General features: G+C 63.0%; 19 protein-coding genes and 1 tRNA gene. 9 read left to right on the top strand and 11 right to left on the bottom strand.

What is annotated here, in order from left to right:
* The first annotated feature begins 102 nt into the window (after nucleotides 1-102).
* Entirely contained in the window at nucleotides 103-669 is a 567-nt protein-coding gene (locus ABCV34_RS10505) for an NAD(P)H-dependent oxidoreductase (RefSeq protein WP_345796173.1), read from the top strand.
* 196 nt (nucleotides 670-865) lie between these two features.
* Here ABCV34_RS10505 and ABCV34_RS10500 read toward each other — a convergent pair whose 3' ends face one another.
* From ABCV34_RS10500 to gloB, 4 genes are read right to left on the bottom strand one after another with little or no spacing between them, the layout of a single operon-like run.
* Nucleotides 866-1,351 (bottom strand): DUF4262 domain-containing protein, encoded by a 486-nt coding sequence (locus ABCV34_RS10500; RefSeq protein WP_345796172.1) that lies wholly within the window; start codon nucleotides 1,349-1,351, stop codon nucleotides 866-868.
* A gap of 35 nt (nucleotides 1,352-1,386) precedes the next feature.
* Nucleotides 1,387-2,169, bottom strand: coding sequence for an enoyl-ACP reductase FabI (gene fabI / locus ABCV34_RS10495; protein ID WP_345796171.1), 783 nt, complete (start codon nucleotides 2,167-2,169; stop codon nucleotides 1,387-1,389).
* Between the two features lie 24 nt (nucleotides 2,170-2,193).
* Nucleotides 2,194-3,612: a transglycosylase SLT domain-containing protein gene (locus tag ABCV34_RS10490; RefSeq protein ID WP_345796170.1), complete on the bottom strand. Its 1,419-nt coding sequence runs from the start codon at nucleotides 3,610-3,612 to the stop codon at nucleotides 2,194-2,196.
* Nucleotides 3,613-3,619: 7 nt separating this feature from the next.
* On the bottom strand, nucleotides 3,620-4,429 hold the full coding sequence (gene gloB / locus ABCV34_RS10485; RefSeq protein WP_345796169.1) for a hydroxyacylglutathione hydrolase: 810 nt from the start codon (nucleotides 4,427-4,429) through the stop codon (nucleotides 3,620-3,622).
* 33 nt (nucleotides 4,430-4,462) lie between these two features.
* Between gloB and ABCV34_RS10480 the strand changes: the two genes are divergently transcribed.
* The 4 genes from ABCV34_RS10480 to ABCV34_RS10465 all read left to right on the top strand — a co-directional run bounded on the left by ABCV34_RS10480 (nucleotide 4,463) and on the right by ABCV34_RS10465 (nucleotide 6,759).
* Nucleotides 4,463-5,212 carry a methyltransferase domain-containing protein gene (locus ABCV34_RS10480; protein ID WP_345796168.1) on the top strand — a complete coding sequence of 250 codons (750 nt, stop codon included), beginning with the start codon at nucleotides 4,463-4,465 and terminating at the stop codon, nucleotides 5,210-5,212.
* Between the two features lie 73 nt (nucleotides 5,213-5,285).
* Nucleotides 5,286-5,735, top strand: a complete 450-nt coding sequence (rnhA, locus tag ABCV34_RS10475) for a ribonuclease HI (protein WP_345796167.1) — start codon at nucleotides 5,286-5,288, stop codon at nucleotides 5,733-5,735.
* A gap of 103 nt (nucleotides 5,736-5,838) precedes the next feature.
* A complete protein-coding gene (gene dnaQ / locus ABCV34_RS10470; RefSeq protein WP_345796166.1) occupies nucleotides 5,839-6,591 on the top strand; it encodes a DNA polymerase III subunit epsilon in 753 nt (250 codons plus the stop codon).
* A gap of 93 nt (nucleotides 6,592-6,684) precedes the next feature.
* A tRNA-Val gene (locus ABCV34_RS10465) sits at nucleotides 6,685-6,759 on the top strand.
* Between the two features lie 258 nt (nucleotides 6,760-7,017).
* On the opposite strand, the gene ABCV34_RS10460 is transcribed toward ABCV34_RS10465, so the two are convergent.
* Complete coding sequence (locus ABCV34_RS10460; protein ID WP_345796165.1) at nucleotides 7,018-7,365, bottom strand: DUF4148 domain-containing protein; 348 nt, start codon at nucleotides 7,363-7,365, stop codon at nucleotides 7,018-7,020.
* Nucleotides 7,366-7,587: 222 nt separating this feature from the next.
* Here ABCV34_RS10460 and ABCV34_RS10455 point away from each other — a divergent pair, with 222 nt between their 5' ends.
* Complete coding sequence (locus ABCV34_RS10455) at nucleotides 7,588-8,520, top strand: LysR family transcriptional regulator (RefSeq protein WP_345796164.1); 933 nt, start codon at nucleotides 7,588-7,590, stop codon at nucleotides 8,518-8,520.
* A gap of 9 nt (nucleotides 8,521-8,529) precedes the next feature.
* Here the strand turns inward: ABCV34_RS10455 and ttcA are convergent, their stop codons facing one another.
* The 3 genes from ttcA to ABCV34_RS10440 all read right to left on the bottom strand — a co-directional run bounded on the left by ttcA (nucleotide 8,530) and on the right by ABCV34_RS10440 (nucleotide 11,765).
* Nucleotides 8,530-9,456 (bottom strand): tRNA 2-thiocytidine(32) synthetase TtcA, encoded by a 927-nt coding sequence (gene ttcA, locus ABCV34_RS10450; RefSeq protein WP_345798762.1) that lies wholly within the window; start codon nucleotides 9,454-9,456, stop codon nucleotides 8,530-8,532.
* Between the two features lie 159 nt (nucleotides 9,457-9,615).
* Nucleotides 9,616-9,987, bottom strand: a complete 372-nt coding sequence (locus ABCV34_RS10445; protein ID WP_345796163.1) for a dihydroneopterin aldolase — start codon at nucleotides 9,985-9,987, stop codon at nucleotides 9,616-9,618.
* Nucleotides 9,984-11,765 (bottom strand): PDZ domain-containing protein, encoded by a 1,782-nt coding sequence (locus ABCV34_RS10440; RefSeq protein ID WP_345796162.1) that lies wholly within the window; start codon nucleotides 11,763-11,765, stop codon nucleotides 9,984-9,986. Before ABCV34_RS10440 ends, ABCV34_RS10445 begins: the two co-directional genes overlap by 4 nt.
* A gap of 24 nt (nucleotides 11,766-11,789) precedes the next feature.
* Here ABCV34_RS10440 and ABCV34_RS10435 point away from each other — a divergent pair, with 24 nt between their 5' ends.
* From ABCV34_RS10435 to bcsQ, 3 genes are all read left to right on the top strand, one after another.
* On the top strand, nucleotides 11,790-12,566 hold the full coding sequence (locus tag ABCV34_RS10435) for an enoyl-CoA hydratase (protein ID WP_345796161.1): 777 nt from the start codon (nucleotides 11,790-11,792) through the stop codon (nucleotides 12,564-12,566).
* A gap of 203 nt (nucleotides 12,567-12,769) precedes the next feature.
* Nucleotides 12,770-13,012 carry a hypothetical protein gene (locus ABCV34_RS10430; protein WP_345796160.1) on the top strand — a complete coding sequence of 81 codons (243 nt, stop codon included), beginning with the start codon at nucleotides 12,770-12,772 and terminating at the stop codon, nucleotides 13,010-13,012.
* On the top strand, nucleotides 13,009-13,731 hold the full coding sequence (gene bcsQ, locus ABCV34_RS10425; RefSeq protein ID WP_345796159.1) for a cellulose biosynthesis protein BcsQ: 723 nt from the start codon (nucleotides 13,009-13,011) through the stop codon (nucleotides 13,729-13,731). Before ABCV34_RS10430 ends, bcsQ begins: the two co-directional genes overlap by 4 nt.
* A gap of 49 nt (nucleotides 13,732-13,780) precedes the next feature.
* Here bcsQ and ABCV34_RS10420 read toward each other — a convergent pair whose 3' ends face one another.
* The 3 genes from ABCV34_RS10420 to pgaC form a co-directional block, all read right to left on the bottom strand.
* Nucleotides 13,781-14,662, bottom strand: a complete 882-nt coding sequence (locus ABCV34_RS10420; protein WP_345796158.1) for a LuxR C-terminal-related transcriptional regulator — start codon at nucleotides 14,660-14,662, stop codon at nucleotides 13,781-13,783.
* Between the two features lie 95 nt (nucleotides 14,663-14,757).
* Nucleotides 14,758-15,243, bottom strand: coding sequence for a poly-beta-1,6-N-acetyl-D-glucosamine biosynthesis protein PgaD (pgaD, locus tag ABCV34_RS10415; protein ID WP_345796157.1), 486 nt, complete (start codon nucleotides 15,241-15,243; stop codon nucleotides 14,758-14,760).
* A complete protein-coding gene (pgaC, locus tag ABCV34_RS10410; protein WP_345796156.1) occupies nucleotides 15,240-16,577 on the bottom strand; it encodes a poly-beta-1,6-N-acetyl-D-glucosamine synthase in 1,338 nt (445 codons plus the stop codon). The genes pgaD and pgaC overlap by 4 nt, the downstream gene beginning before the upstream one ends.
* Nucleotides 16,578-16,580 lie beyond the last annotated feature (3 nt).

The following is a 16,580-nucleotide window of genomic DNA, read 5'->3' as shown; positions in this document are numbered from 1 at the left end:
CGGGACGATTTCCCAGATGTCGTGGATCGTGGTTTCGGCCCGCTTGTTCTTCCGGTGCATTCCCGATTATCGTAAGCGCGTCCTAGAACAAGGAAACACACGATGTCACTCAAGCTTCAAGTCATCATCTGCAGCACCCGCCCGGGCCGTGTCGGCCCCGCTGTCGCACGCTGGTTCCACAAATTCGCGGTCGGCCACAACCAGTTCGACGTCGAGCTCGTCGATCTGGCCGACTTCAAGCTGCCTCTTTACGATGAACCCGTGCACCCCCGCATGCAGCAATACGAGCACGACCACACCAAGCGCTGGAGCGCCAGCGTGGCGAGCGCCGACGCATATATCTTCGTCACGCCCGAATACAACTACAGCGCACCGCCCGCTCTGGTGAACGCGCTGGATTTCGTCTACAAGGAATGGAACTACAAGCCCTGCGGGTTCGTCAGCTATGGCGGCGTCTCCGGCGGTCTGCGGGCGGCCCAGGCGGCCAAGCTGCAGATCACCACGCTGAAGATGGTGCCCATGGTCGAAGGCGTCGCCGTTCCTATGGTGCAAAAGCACATCCAGGACAACGGCGAATTCGCCTCCAATGAGCTGATCGACGCCTCGGCCGTGACGATGCTGGACGAACTGTCGCGCTGGGCGACGGCGCTGAGGGCGATGCGCGTCTGATGGAAATGCGGCGAGCCTGAGCGCCTGGGGCAACTGAATCAGCGGCAGCGCATTGCGGAACGACTGTCGGCTAGGGCTGATCGTGCGGTTCCACCTGCGCACCGCGCGACACGACCGCTTCCTCTCCGAGGCATCGCGATGGGGGGCTACGGACCCGCGTGGTCTGCCGTTACTGTGTTTGGCAGCCGCTTTGGAGTCAGGTCGCCGGGGGGTCGATCCAGAGGGCCTGCTGGGGATGGTCGTGCTGGTCGTACAGCGGATCGTCCGGAAAGCGGCCCGCCGTGTCGGCCCAGGCGATCTGGAAGACCCGGATCGATTCACCGAAGCGGCTGCTGGCCTGGGCGACTCGCTGCTTGCGCACGAATGGGGTGGAGACGTCCTTCAGCATCACGGGAATGCGGACCTGGCCGTGTGGCAGCACACCGTCGGCCAGGCCGCCACCCCGGTTGCCGTAGGCCACGACATCGCTGATGACGTCCATGGCCAGGGCATGATCCATCGCGCCGGTGATGATGAGTTCCGGCTGGCCAGAGCGGGCCAGACCGATCGTGTGGATGAACCAGGTGGCCGGGTCCATGTCCTCGTCGGCGACGACCAGATGGGTGTAGTCGTGCCATTTCAGCTTGTCTTCCAGGAAGCCTTGCAGCTTGGTCTGGTTTCTTTCCTGTTCCGACGTGGCCATGGAGGGTCAGCCTGGGTGCTTGAAAGAGGGGATTATCAATCCATCCCGGGCACGGTGTTCGAGAACCCGCAATCGACGTGCAGGATCTCGCCGGTGATGCCGGAGGCCAGATCCGACAGCAGGAAGGATGCGGCATTGCCAACGTCCTCGATGGTGACGTTGCGGCCCAGCGGGGATTGCGACTCGACGTATTTCAGCATGTTGGAGAAGTCGCGGATGCCGCTGGCAGCCAGCGTCTTGATGGGGCCGGCGGAAATGCCGTTGGCGCGCAGGCCCTTTTTGCCTAAAGATTTGGCCAGGTAGCGCACGCTGGCTTCCAGGGACGCCTTGGCCAGGCCCATCATATTGTAGTTGGGAATGGCTTTTTCCGCGCCCAGGTAGGTGAGCGTCAGCACCGAGCCATTGCGGCCTTCCAGCAGCGGCAGGGCGGCCTTGGCCAGCGCCGGAAAGCTGTAGGCGGAAATGTCATGGGCAATACGGAAGTTTTCCCGTGTCATGCCGTCCAGGAAGTCGCCTTCCAGAGCGTCGCGCGGCGCAAATCCGATGGAGTGCACCAGCCCGTCCAGGCTGTCCCAGTGCTGGCGCAGGGTGGCGAAGGTCGATTCGATCTGGGCATCGTCGGACACGTCGCAGGGGATGACGATGTCACTGCCAAGTTCCTTGGCAAAGCCGCGGACACGGTCCTCGAAGCGTTCGCCGACGTAGGTGAGGGCAAGTTCCGCCCCTTGGGCGCGGCAGGCGTGCGCGATGCCGTAGGCGATGGAGCGGTTCGAGATAACACCCGTGATCAGGATGCGTTTGCCGTTCAGAAAACCCATGGTGTGTTGGTCCTTAAAAAACTTTTAACTTTGCACGCCTGTGCCGGGGACACGCAGGCGCTGCCCCGTGGACAGGGACGTGCTCTTCAGATTGTTGAGCTTGCGCAGCGCGTCCACCGATGTGTTGTAGCGGCGCGCCAGCGAAAACAGGGTATCGCCCTTGCGGATCGTGTGCGTGCGTGCGCTGGGCTGAGCATTCAGGCGCACAGTGCGCAGGCGGGATGGTTCGGGGGCGGTCTGGCGGGGCGTGTCGGCCCGCGCGGGGGTGGCCTGGGAATCCGGGTCGGACGTGCCCTGGGAATAGGCCGCGAGCTGGATGCCGCCCTCGGCCGGGGTCGAGCCCGGCGCCGCCGGGATCAGCAGTGTGGCGACCGTGACCCGCGTTTGTCTGGCATCCAGATTGTTGGCCTGGCGCAGCTGATCGAGCGTGATGCCGCTGGATTTGGCGATGCTGGCCAGCGATTGGCCGCGTTGCGGATGAACGACCCGCCACGATGACAGGCGACCGGTATAGGTTTTCAGGTTGTCGTTGAAGACAGCGACCTTGTCCAGGGGCAGGTGCAGGGCCGGGTTGTGCTCGCCGAGGATGACCGGGCGGTTGTACGATGGGTTTAGCGCCCGGAAGTCGTCGATCGGCATTTCCGCCAGCGCGGCGGCCACGGCAACGTCCATGTCCCGAGTTTTGTGGACAGTCGTGAAGTAGGGGGTGTTGCTGACGTTGGGCAGCGTGATGCCGTATTTGTCCGGACGGGCGATGATGTTCTTGATTGCCTGGAGTTTGGGGACGTAATTGCGGGTTTCGTCCGGCATGTCCAGTTGGGTGTAGATAGGCTGGCTGCCGGTGGTCTCGGCCTTGTCCATGGCTCGTTTGACCGCGCCTTCGCCCCAGTTGTAGGACGCCAGCGCCAGATACCAGTCGCCCTGGAAGTCGTACAGGTAGCTGAGATAATCCAGTGCGGCCTGGGTCGAGGCCACCGGGTCGCGCCGCTGGTCGCGCCATCGGTCCTGCTGCAGTTTATAGTGCAGGCCGGTGCTGGGGATGAACTGCCACAGGCCCGACGCCTGGGACCGCGACAGTGCGTTGGGGTCGTAGGCGGATTCCACGAATGGCAGCAAGGCCAGTTCGGTGGGCAGGCCGCGCCGGTTCAGTTCGTCGACGATGTAGTACAGATATTTGCCGGCCCGCTGGCTCATGAGCAGCACCGATTGCGGGTGTGCGGCGTAGTAGTCGGTCCAGTAGTCCACCCGTTCGCTGCGCAGGTTCGGGATGGCGAACCCCCGTCGGATGCGGTCCCACATGTCGCGAGGCGGGTGGGTCAGGTCGACGGTGCGCGAGGTGTCTTCCGCCACGTAGGCCTGGCGCTGGTTGGTGGAAGTCGGGCGCGTGGCGCAGCCGGCCAGCACCACCAGGATCAGCGGCAGGATCAGTCGCAGAATTTTCATGAGTCGATCATGTGAAGTCGTTTTTCCATTGACGCAGACACGCGAAGACCGCCTGCGGTGTATCCAGCAGTGTTGCGGCATGTTGACTGGCCGCGGCCCGGACGTCCGGGTGCCGGGCGCGCAGGAACGGATTGGTCCGCAGTTCCAGGTCCAGGCGCGACGGGACGGTCGGCAGGCCCTGGGCGCGCAGGCGCGCCGTATCCTGAGCACGGACCTGCAAGGCGGCGTTAGCCGGTTCGACCTGCAGGGCCCAGCGGATGTTGGCCGTCGTGTATTCGTGTGCGCAGCACACCAGGGTATCCGGCGGCAAACACCCGATTTTACTCAAGGATTCGAGCATTTGTGCAGGGGTGCCTTCAAAGAGGCGTCCGCAGCCGGCGGCAAACAGCGTGTCGCCGCAGAAAATCGCGGGGCGATCCGGGTCCAGCAGTCCGACGTATGCGATGTGTCCGGCGGTGTGTCCCGGGATGTCCAGCACCTGAAACTGCAGCCCTGTGCCGGGCAGGTCGACGAGGTCGCCTTCGGTCAGGCGGACGTCGCAGACCGGGAGGTTTTCGTGGCGGGGGCCATAGACGCGCGCCCCAGTTCGCTGTTGTAATGCCCGCACCCCGCCGACGTGGTCCTGGTGATGGTGGGTGATCAGGATGGCTTCCAGGATCAGGCCGTGGGTCAGCAGAGATTCGACCGGGGCGGCTTCACCGGGGTCGACCACGATCGCATGCCCGTTTTTCTGTACCATCCAGATATAGTTGTCCGACAGCGCCGGGATGGGCGTCAGGGTGGCCGGCGCGTCTTGGGTCGGGTTGGCAAGTTTCATGGCAAAGGAGGCAGGGTGGCACCGCAACGCGCAATGCCGATCGAATTGGCGGAATGGCTGGAAACCCCGGTCGGGCAGTACGTGCGCGCCTGGGAACAGCGTCAGGTCGATGCCATGGTCAGCAATGCATTCGGCTATCATGCCATACAACTTGGCCTGCCGCACTGGGACTTGCTCCAGGCCAACCGCATCCCCTACAAGGTCTGGGCGCACAGCCCCAGCGCGCCGTTCGGCACGCGAGCGGGGCGTCTGATCTGCGAACCGGAACAACTGCCCTTCGATTCCCAGAGCGTGGATCTGCTGGTGATGCCGCATACGCTGGAATGGTGCAACGAGCCCCATCAGGCACTGCGCGAAGTCGAACGGATCCTGATGCCCGAGGGGCGTGTGGTCCTCACCGGCTTCAATCCGTACAGCCTGTGGGGCCTGCGGGAATCCCTGCCGGGTCTGGCCCTGCAGCTGCCGGTGCCCGTGCCGTCCCAGGTGTCGCCGTCCCGGCTGAAGGATTGGTTCAAGCTGTTATCCTTCGAGCTCGATCGCGGGCGGTTCGGCTGCTACGTGCCCCTGTGCGCCACGTCGACCTGGCTGCAGCGCTGGCATTTCCTGGAACATGCGGGCGACCGATGGTGGCCGGCCTGCGGCGCGGTCTATGCGATCGCAGCCGTCAAACGGGTCACCGGCATGCGGCTGGTGGGCCCAGCCTGGCGCAAGGGGCACCGACGGCGCGAGCGCCGGGAAGCCGTCGCACCGGTTGCCAACCGGGTCGATGACCTGGGCGGCTGATCTGAACACACATCGGGCATTCATGGGCGTCTCGACGCGCTGTGAGTGCTGTAATCGAAACAGTAGGACATAGATGGCCGAGCCTTTGGTGGATATCTGGACGGACGGGGCCTGCAAGGGCAATCCAGGGCCTGGCGGCTGGGGCGCCCTGCTGCGTCAGGGGCCGCACGAAAAGGCGCTTTACGGCGGCGAGCCGCTCACCACCAACAATCGCATGGAACTGATGGCGGTCATCCAGGCGCTGCGGGTGCTCAAACGACGTTGTGTCGTGACGGTGCATACGGATTCGGTCTATGTGCAAAAGGGCATGACCGAGTGGCTGCCCAACTGGAAGCGGCGCGATTGGCGCACAGCCGACAGGAAGCCCGTGAAGAATGCCGATTTGTGGCAGGACCTGGACGGGCTGGCCAGCCAGCATGAATTACACTGGCGCTGGGTCAAGGGCCACGCCGGCGACCCGGGCAACGAGCGCGCCGATGCCCTGGCCAATCAGGGCGTGGAAGACCTGAGCCGGGCCGTTTGACCAGGTGGGATCGGCCGGCTTTCCTGCGTGGGCAGCCAGATTCGTGAGCCCCTCGGGCCTTTGCTCTCGTTGTTTGTCCTCTCTTTTCTGATTGAAGATTCCTATGCGCCAGATCGTCCTGGATACTGAAACCACGGGCCTGGAGCCCGAACAAGGCCACCGGGTGGTCGAGCTGGCCTGCGTCGAGATCGTCAATCGGCGTGTCACCGATCATCATCTGCACCTGTACCTGAACCCGGATCGCGACAGTGACCCGGAAGCGCTGCAGGTGCATGGACTGACGACGAAATTCCTGTCCGGCCACCCTCGCTTCCCGGAAATCGCGCAGCAACTGGTGGATTTCGTGCAGGATGCCGAGGTCATCATCCATAACGCGGCGTTCGACGTGAAGTTCTTGAATGCCGAACTCAAGCGCGCGAAGCTTCCGCCTTTTACCCAGTTGTGCGCCAAGATCACGGATTCGCTGTTGGTCGCGCGCGAGATGTTCCCGGGCAAACGCAACAACCTGGATGCCTTGTGCGACCGGTTCGGGATCTCCAATGCGCACCGGACACTGCATGGCGCCCTGCTGGATTCCGAACTGCTCGGCGAGGTCTGGCTGGCCATGACCCGGGGGCAGGATTCCCTGCTGGGCGACGGGGCTGATACCCCGGGCACGGATACCGTTGCGGGTGCGGGTGGCGCCGCGATCCGCTTCGATACTTCCAGCCTGCCGGTGATTCAGGTGACAGAGGCCGATCTTCAGGCTCATGAGGCCTATCTGGATGGGCTGGATAAAGCGTCCGGGGGCCGCAGCCTGTGGCGCGAAATCGAATCGCCGGCCGCACCAGAGTCGCCCGACGCGGCTCAGGGCTGACGGTCTGCACCACTATCGGGTTTCGTGTACAATCTTCGTCTTTCCAGTCGGCCGTCCTGGCGTTTCTCGCGCTGATTCTGACGGCATCCGATTGGGCGGTTAGCTCAGTGGTAGAGCACTGCCTTCACACGGCAGGGGTCACAAGTTCGAACCTTGTACCGCCCACCAATTCAATCCTTTGAAAACCAGCATGCTAAACGATTTTTAAAAATCGTCCAGTCATGTCGTCCATGATGCGGCGCACGATCCGCCGTATGTGATGCATCAGATGGTTTATGGTTGAAGCCAAAAATATTGAGCCAACGAAGTATTGTGTCAATGAACAATACTTCGTTGGCTCAAGTCAACATCGGGCGCAGGTCGCCGGCTGTTGACCAGCCCCGCAGTGATGTCGCTCCCGTGGGGCTCTCTCGTCGAGCGGGCCGATCAGGCCGCCGGGTTGGTCGGGTAATAGGGGTTATGACCTGAGTTGTTGCTCAAGCCGCCCGCCTGTTGCAGTTGGTGGACCACCTGGCTACGCGTCTGCGTGCTGACGGCGCCTTCCTTGGGGTAGTACGGGTCATGACCGTTTGTCACCAGCCCCTGGGCCTGTGCCTGGTGCAGTTCCTGTTGAATCTGGGCGTGGGTCTCGGTGCTCTGGGTCTGCAGGGTTGGATAGTACGGATCGTGGCCGGCCTGCGACGGCATTTGCGCGGGCGAGGTTCCTGCGGCCTGAGCCAGGCCGACGCTGGCAAGTCCCAAAGTCAGAGCGGTAAGCGCGGAAGCGACTTTCATGATGGTTTCCTTCATTTCAGAGTGGATCTTCAGGCAGGGCGCTGCGGGCTTTCCGTGTTGCGCGCCTTGTCCTGCCTCGGTGAAAGACAGTCTGCGCTTTTGGTGCAATGCAATAAATAGGTCTGGCGCGAATTCAGCTTTCCATTTTCGGGGGTAATCCAGACGGGATTGCGCGACAATGCGGGGAAGTCAACCATTCCCAAGCATTCGCGTCGACGCACCATGACCCCATCGCTCAATGATATTGAAGTCTTCGTGGAGGTCGCTCGCAGCCATGGCTTCACGCGGGCAGCGGAGGCACTGGACATGCCGGCCTCGACGATATCCAGGCACATCACCCAGCTCGAGAAAACCATCGGCGTGCAGCTGCTCAATCGCTCCACGCGCAAGGTCATGCTGACGGAGGCGGGAGCCGCCTATTTTTCGCGATGCCAGCATATCATCGAGGAGGCGCGCATCGCCCATGAGATGCTGATCGAGGGGGCGTACAACCCGCGTGGCCGGCTGAAGGTCTCGATGCCTTCCAGCCTGGCCACGGCCATCCTGCAGGAACCTCTATGGGAATTCTCGCGGCGCTACCCGGAAATCGAATGCGAATATGACCTGAGCATTCGCAAAATCGATCTGCATTCGGACCCCTATGACATCGTGATCCGGGTTGCGCAACCTGAGGATTCCAGCATCGTATCGCGTCGGCTGGGCCTGATTACCCGGGGCCTTTATGCGTCCGCCGATTACCTGCACGCGCATGGCGTGCCTGCGCAGCCCGCCGACCTGGTCGATCATGAATGTGTCCGGGCGAGCACCGAGCGGGGGGATTCCATCTGGCAACTGTTTTCGCAGTCCGGCCAGGAGCAGCAGGTCCGGGTGAAAGGCCGTATCGCCCTCAATCATGTGCTGCTGATGCGGCGCATGGCCGAGTCGGGGGCTGGCATCGTCCCATTGTCCGTTCAGGATATGCCTCCTGCCGGACTGATCAGGGTGTTGCCGGGCTGGGAGTTCGAGCCGCTGCCGCTGATCGCCTTGTATCCATCGCGGATGATGCCGGCGAGAGCCCGGGTATTCCTTGATTTTCTGGTGGAACGTCTGGCGCATGTGCGCATTTTTCTGGATGCGGCAATGCCCGTCGCCGGGCCGGAACGGACCAGTCTCTGACTGCGCGCTCTATGGTGCGGGCCGGATGCGCGGGCGCATGATGACCTGTTCCTCAGGGCCTGGTATCCCGCGATGATCCGCCTGCGTGATCGCATCATCGGCGTCATCGCCGTCCTCCGAAAACGCCGGCGCCGGGAAGTCTTCCTCGTCGAACGCCCGGTCGCCGTCAGCATCCGTCTTGCCTGTCGAACGCAGGTGCTGGAAGTCCATCAGCTGTGGATCCATCAGGTGCGACGGCACCACGTGCGACAGCGCCCGGAAGATGTTCCAGGTGCGGTTGGTGAAGTGCCGGTCCCATTCCTCCAGCATGCGGCTGATTTCCTTGCGCTTCAGGTTTTCCTGGGATCCGCACAGATTGCAGGGGATGATCGGAAATTCGCGCAATTTTGCGTAGGCGATCAGATCCTTTTCGTGCACATACGCCAGCGGCCGGATGATGACGTGCTCGCCGTTGTCGGATACGAGCTTGGGCGGCATGGCCTTCATGCGCCCGCCGTAGAACAGGTTCAGGAAGAACGTGGCCAGGATGTCGTTGCGGTGATGCCCCAGCGCGATTTTCGTGGCGCCCAGTTCGCGCGCCACCCGGTACAGGATGCCGCGACGCAGGCGCGAACACAGCGAACAGGTGGTCTTGCCTTCCGGAATCAGCCGCTTGACGACGGAATAGGTGTCCTGGTTTTCAATGTGGAAGGGGATGCCGCGCGCACTCAGGTAGTCGGGCAGGACGTGTTCTGGAAAGCCGGGCTGCTTCTGGTCCAGATTGACGGCGATGATCTCGAAATCGATCGGCGCGCGTTCGCGCAGCGTCAGCAGGATGTCCAGCAGTCCGTAGGAATCCTTGCCGCCCGACAGGCAGACCATGACGCGGTCGCCGTTCTCGATCATGGCGTAGTCGCCGATGGCCTTGCCGGTTTCGCGCAGCAGGCGCTTGACCAGTTTGTTTTCGTTGACGCTGTGACGCCGCGCGGACGGGTCCTCTGGCTTGGCCGTGGCTGTCCTGTGTTCGGCGGCTTCGCCAGGGCGCGGCTGCGCGTCGACGTGGGACGCGAAAGGCGTGGTTTTCGGAGGCGGAATCAGTTCGGACATGGGATGGCTTCAGGCAACTGGGGCGCGGCTGCGGGATTGTTCGATGCAGACGGCGACGCAATCGGGGAACGCCTGTGGTTTGCAGATGCGGATGCGGGCCCTCAGGACCGCCGGAAAATCGCGCAGCACGCGAACCAGGGAACGGTCCACCAGGGTTTCCAGCAGATCGGTGTGGGCCTGCGTGGCTTCCTGGATCAGGGCCTCGCGCAGCAGGCGGTAGTCCAGCACACTGCCGATGTCGGCATCGTCCACGGGCCGCGAGGCGTCTGTGTCGAATTCCGCGTAGATGCGCAGGGCTTGCCTGGCCGTCCGTTCGTGGTCCAGCATACCGATGGATGCGGACACGGTCAGATCGTCCAGGATGACGCGTCGGGTGTTCATGACGGCTGCTCCAGCGGAATCCGCCGCAGCTGATGCTTGATCGGCCCAGGATGCCCCAGGCGCGCCCGGCAGTGGCGCAGTTCGTCGCGGCGGAAGACGTGCAGGGTGACGCGGCTGCCCGGCTGATAGGCGTCCAGCAGCCGATCCAGGCTGGTGGTATCCGTGACGCGCAGGCCATCGATCGCCACCAGCAGGTCATTGGCCGACAGGCCCGCCCGGTGGGCGGGGCCATTCTCGAAGACAGTAGCCAGGCGAAGACCACCCGCATCGGCTCGTGTGCGGACGTCCAGCGTCGGCCGGGTGTTTTCCGGTTTTCCCGTCAATTCGATGCCCACGCGGGCGAGCGCGGCCTTCAGCGGGACATCCGCGCAGCCTTCGACGTAGCGGGCGATGAAGTCGGCGACGTCCGCGCCTGTGGCTTCGTGGATGATCGCCGGAAGGGCGTTCTCGGGTACGCCGATGGGGGGGCCGCGAAAGAAGTCCCTGCCGTAGTGGTCCCAGAGCAGACGCATGACGTCATCCAGGCTGTGTGCGTCCCGGGTCTGGCGGCGGATCTCCAGATCCAGCCCCAGAGCGACCAGGGATCCCTTGGTGTAGTAGCTGACCAGGGCATTGGGCGAGTTCTCGTCCTGCTTGTAGTAGCGCGTCCAGGCGTCGAAGGAGCTGTCGGCCACGGATTGCTTCAGGCGGCCGCCGGCGCGCATCACCTGATCCAGGGTTTTGGCGAGCAGCTTCAGGTAGGCGGGTTCGTCGATCACGCCAGCGCGCAGCAGCATAAGGTCGTCGTAGTACGAGGTGAAGCCTTCGAAGACCCAGAGCAGCCGCGTGTGGTTGGGGCGACTCAGGTCATAGGGCGCAAAGGCGGCCGGCTTGATGCGCTTGACGTTCCAAGTGTGGAAATACTCGTGGCTGACCAGCCCCAGAAAGGTCTCGTAGCCTTCAGGCACGGCGCGGCCATGAACCGGCAGGTCGTGGCGGCTGGTCATCAGGGCGGTGGATGCGCGATGTTCCAGGCCGCCATAGCCGTCGCCGGTGATCGTCGTCAGAAAGACATAGCGTTGCGCACTGTCCAGAAAGGGCGCGCGCCGGGACTCGGGCTCGAAGAATTCGATCTGGGTCGCACAGATCTTCTGGACGTCGGCCGCGATGCGCGCCAGATCCAGTTGCGGGGCGACGCCGGTGAACACCAGATCATGCACGGCGCCGTGGGCCTCGAAGCTGATGCACTGCGGTGTGCCGATTTCCACCGGGTGGTCGATCAGCGCGTCGTAGTCGTGGGCGTGGTAGCAACCAAAGCCGCGCAGTGGTGCGCAATCCGGCTGGTCAGTGGCTGGCGGCAGGCTGGTGTGGACCTGCCAGCCACGCGTGTGCGTGGGTGGGCACAGATCCACCAGGCAAGGCTGTGATTCCTGTCCGGCCACAGCCAGAAACAGGCTGCAGCCATTGAAGAACGCGTGACTTTCGTCGAAGTGCGCACCGCGCACCGACAGATCCCAGGCGTAGACGGTGTAATCGACAGTCAGTGGGCCGGCCACCGGGGCACAGCGCCAGGTGTGGCTGTCCGTCTTGCTGGTCGCGATGGGGCTGTCCCCGGCATGGGCCTGCAGAGTTTCGATCTGTCGGGCAAAATCACGGATCAGGTAGCTGCCGGGAATCCAGGCAGGTAGCCGCAGGGTCTGGCCCGTCGGATCTGGCTGCGGAATCGTCAGGCGGATGGTGTAGCGGTGGCCGGCAGGATCAGCCAGTTGCACCCGGTAGCGGATCAGTTCATTTTTCATCCCGATAGTTTACTTGGAGGCAACATGAGCGAAGCACTGGTAAAGGTCGAAGTCCGGGGGCGTGTGGGGCTGTTGACCCTGAATCGTCCTCAGGTCCTGAATGCACTGAGCAATGCAGTCATCGACGAACTGTCGGCGGCGGTCCGCGCGTTCGAGGCCGATGACAATATCGGCGCAATGGTCCTGACCGGCAGCGAAAAGGCGTTTGCCGCTGGCGCCGACATCGGCGCCATGGCGGACTGGTCATACATGGACGTCTACAAGGCTGATTATCTGGGGGGCAACTGGGATGCCCTGAGGCGGGCCCGAAAACCCATCATCGCAGCGGTCTCCGGCTATGCGCTGGGCGGCGGCTGCGAACTGGCCATGCTGTGCGATTTCATTATCGCGGCGGAAAACGCCAAATTCGGCCAGCCGGAAATCAAACTGGGCGTGATTCCCGGCTATGGCGGCACGCAGCGCCTGCCACGTGCCGTGGGCAAGGCCAAGGCCATGGACCTGGTGCTCACGGGGCGCATGATGGACGTGGTCGAAGCCGAGCGCGCCGGCCTGGTGGCGCGCATCGTCCCGGTGGGTCGTCTGCTGGATGAGGCGATCGAGGCCGCCACGGTGATCGCCGCCATGTCGCTGCCTTCCGTGATGATGGCCAAGGAATGCGTCAATCGCGCCTTCGAGGCCACACTGGATGAGTCCCTGTTGTTCGAGCGGCGCAATTTCCATGCCTTGTTCTCCACCGAGGACCAGAAGGAAGGCATGCAGGCCTTCGTGGAAAAGCGCAAACCGGACTTCAAGCATCGATAGGCGGGCCAACACCCTGGCCCGACACCGGGTCCCGGTTTCTGCCGGGACTGTCATCCGATGCGCGGGCCTCATCCGAACAGCCGATCAGCCATCTGCCCCTCACTGATACTGAAGGAAAACCTTTATCGTGATCAGACACAGAATGTCGTGAATTCCCCGAGGCTGTGACTCCCGTACGCGCGATAGGGATAGGAGATCGTACCGTGAGACACCCGACTGTTCATCCACTCATTGTTGCGCAGGCATCCCGAGGGCAGGCGAATGATCTCGTCGCTGCCCGTATGCATCCGGAGGAGCGCGTGTCGCGCTCGGTCGAGATGGCCACACAAGAAGCGCACAAGGAAGCGCTGGCCCGCTGGCCCCTGCTCGCCGAAATCGATCGGTCGCTGGCTGGGAAAGATGACGCGCTCGTCGAGATGGATCCTGCCTCCGGGGTCTCATCATGAACCTCATGACCCTGACCGGTGTCCGAGGCGGCGGCGGCACCACGACCATCACAGGGATGCTGGGCGATGCGCTGCATGCGCTTGATCAGCGGGTATTGCTGGTGGACCTGAACGCCTCTGACCTGTTGCGACTGCATTTCGACGTGCCTCATGCGGACGGACATGGCTGGGTGGCATCTCCATTTCCATCCGACTGGCGGCAGCAGGCATTCGAGCTCGATGATCATCTGACGCTGGTGCCGTTCGGGCGCAAGGCGATCGAGGAATCGGGCGTGTCGCACCTGCTGCGCGGTGATGATTTCTGGCTCCAGGTGCTGCCCGATCTGGACCGGGATTTCGATTGGGTGCTCTTCGACTGTCCCCCGTACCCCAACCGGCTGGCGCCGGCACTGCGATTTCGCAGCACGCTGGACGTCCTGGTGGCGCGCCCTGACATCGCCGCCCATGTCCTGTTGGCTCAAATCGGGCTGGAAGCCACCAGCCACCTGCTGATCAATGACTTCGATCCCGGGCGGCAACTGGAGTGCGACGTCGTTCTGGACTGGCATTGCCGCTATGGCGCGCGCGTGTTGCCGCAACCTATCTATCGGGATGAAAGCCTGCACGAATCGCTGGCATACAAAAAGCCCGTGACACGCTATCTGCCGGACGCAGCCGCCAGCCAGGCGGCCCGGACCCTGGCGCAATGGTGTCTGTCTACCCGGTCGGCTGCGGCTTGAGCGATGTCAGGGCCAGACCCCGGGATCCAGCCATCGCCGGTAGGCAAGGCTATTCGACCGGTTGGGGGCTGGAGACATGCGTCTCGTGCCAGCCGAGCGTGGCCCCCCTGGATACCGCGGTATAGACCGCCGCATTGCGGTTGTTGACGGACAGCCGTTGGTACAACGCCTCGGTATGGGTCTTGGCCGTGGCGACCGAGATGTTCAGCTCGCGGCTGATTTTCTTCAGTGGATAACCTTTGGCCAGCAGGGCCAGTACTTCGTACTGCCGTGGGGTCAGACGCAGCATGTCCGCTTCCCGGCTGATAAGGTCGGGTGTCAGGGTCTGGCTTTTGGCCGGCCCGACCAGTTCCGCCTGGCGAGGTTCGGTCGGTGGCTTGGGGGCGGCGGGCGCGGTTTTGGGATGGTTCAGCAGGTTGTCGGGCTGGGGCTCGTCTGTGCTGGCGCTGGTGGGTGTTTCGTGCTTGTCGTACCAGCGGCGCTTCGGCGGTGCCCCACCGTCAGGGGAGATGGCGCCTTCGCCTGCGCCGGCCTGGTGGATCATGTCCGGGTGCGGGAAACATTTTCCACCCGCCAGGACCAGCATGACGGATGTCTTCAGCACGTCTTGTGACGAGTATTTGGAAATGTACCCAGCCAGCACGGGCGGCAGATTGAGCAGGGAATAGGGCAGCGTCTGGGTGTCGGACAGCAGCAGGATGCGGTTTGGCGTGTAGCGTTGCTGGGCCGCCGACACGAGTTCGATCATCTGGTCGTACGCCCCCGGCACGGACAGCAGCATCAGATCGGTGTTGGCCTTTCGGGGGGCGCCCTGGAACAGCTGAGCATAATCGATGCCCGTCGTGACAAGCGCGCAGTCGAGGGTTTGCAGCAGCTTCAAGATACCCAAACGCAGCAGCGTATTAGGTTCCACTACGGTGACATTCGCCATCGTAAGCCCCTCTATCGAGTGTTCAAACGTCTCTTATTGTTTATCCGAACGCACGGATTTAGCAATCCTTGTTTTACGAGGCGTGACCCGTTTCTTCAAGGGTAACGGTTGTCCGCGGCGGTTCGGGGCATCTGCACCACATTGTCGGGGGGGTGCCGCTCATGTGTGAAATCGATCAGGCTGATCTGGCCTTCGTCTGTATGGTGAATACAGGTGATCTGGCTGCTACGCAGCACCTTCAATTGCGCGGGGTCGATGCTGAAGCTGGCCGCCAGCGCCGCGTCGGTCATGGCGGTCGGGGGTTTGCGCCGGTCCAGTCCGCCAAACCGCATGGCGTTGTAGCTGGCCCAAAAGAGCAGCATCAGCGCGATGCCGGCCGCCACCAAGGTATAGACCAGCAGGGTGTGCGCATGAGGCAGCAGCAGTGAGACGATGGGTATGCCGAGGCCATGCATCCTGCCATCCAGGATGGACCGGATGCCTGCCGCGAACAGATAGCAGAACGCGAACCAGGCCAGAGCAGTCAGCAGGAAGTCGATCAGGGCGATGGCCCTGGAGCGGGGGGTTTTGATGATCATCATGATGTGGGCGCCTTGATGCCGCGGTCGGGGCTTTCCCAGCGGGCCCGGCAGCGGCGGTGATGCTTGAGCATGACCTTGGGAAAGCTCCAGAGGGTGGTCAGCAGATTGACCATCCAGTAGGCCAGTGGGTACCAGATGACCCAATACAGGGAATGGCTCAGATTGCGTTCATAGCGATGGTCGATGAAGACGCTGAGGCAGAACTGCAGCAGGCAGGCCATGGCCAGGACCATGCCGGTGAAGGCCGGTGGGAGCAGCGTCTCGACGTGGATGTGGTGGGGTAATGTCACGAATAGGCCGATCGCCCATAGGATGATGGACAGGATCAGGGCAAAGGCCCAGATTGCGGAAATGCAGTATTCCAGCACCATCGGCCACAGACGGCGGTTGTGCCAGGACCAGATGTTCGGCACGTTCTTCAGGAAGACCTCGGCACCCCCCTGGGCCCAGCGCAGGCGCTGCTTCCACAAGCCATGCAGCGTTTCGGGCATCAGGATCCAGCACAGTGCCCGTGGTTCGAAGAAGATGGACCAGTGGTCGCGTTGCAGTTTCCAGCTGATGTCGATGTCTTCCGTCACCATGTCCAGGCTCCAGTAGCCGACCCGGTCCAGCGCACTGCGCCGGAAGGCCGCGACAACGCCCGAAACCGTGAAGACCTGGCCGTAGACCCGCTGAGTGCGCTTGATCAGGCCCACGATCGAGGAAAACTCGCCGACCTGGACGCGGCCGATCAACGTCGAACGCGTGCGCACCCGAGGATTGCCCGTGACGGCGCCGACGCGCGGGTGCTCGAGCAACGGCGCGACCAGATAGTTCACCGCGTCGCGATCCAGGATGGCGTCGCCGTCGATGCAGATCAGGTAGTCGCTGCGGGCTGCCAGCGCGCCCATGCGCAGGGCCATGGCTTTGCCCTGGTTCTGCGCCAGGTGGACGACGCGCAGCCGGTCGTGCACGACGGCCAGTTCATCCAGCATGGCCCCGGTGTTGTCGGTGGAGCCGTCGTTGATGGCGATGACTTCCACCCGCAGATAGCGCTGGTCCAACGCCGCCAGGATCGTTTCGGCGCCATGCTCGGCTTCGTTGTAACAGGGGATCAGGATCGAGACCAGCGGGCCTCCCTTGAGTTCGGGCGGAGCGACGTCGGGCCCCCAGGGCCAATGCCGTTCCCAGTGCAACCAGTAATACAGGCCGCCGAACATCCACAACCCCGACATGAACAGCGGGTAAAAGAACACGAAATCCAGGATGATGTCGCCTGTCCACAGCATGGCCGCCCCGAAAGGCGCACCGAGCACCAGGCACAGGATCAGAAAGGCAAGCAGTCGATCTGTCATCAC

The sequence above is a fragment of the Castellaniella sp. MT123 genome (assembly GCF_039614765.1).
GTDB lineage: Bacteria > Pseudomonadota > Gammaproteobacteria > Burkholderiales > Burkholderiaceae_B > Castellaniella.
This window is presented reverse-complemented; position numbering and strand designations above follow the sequence as displayed.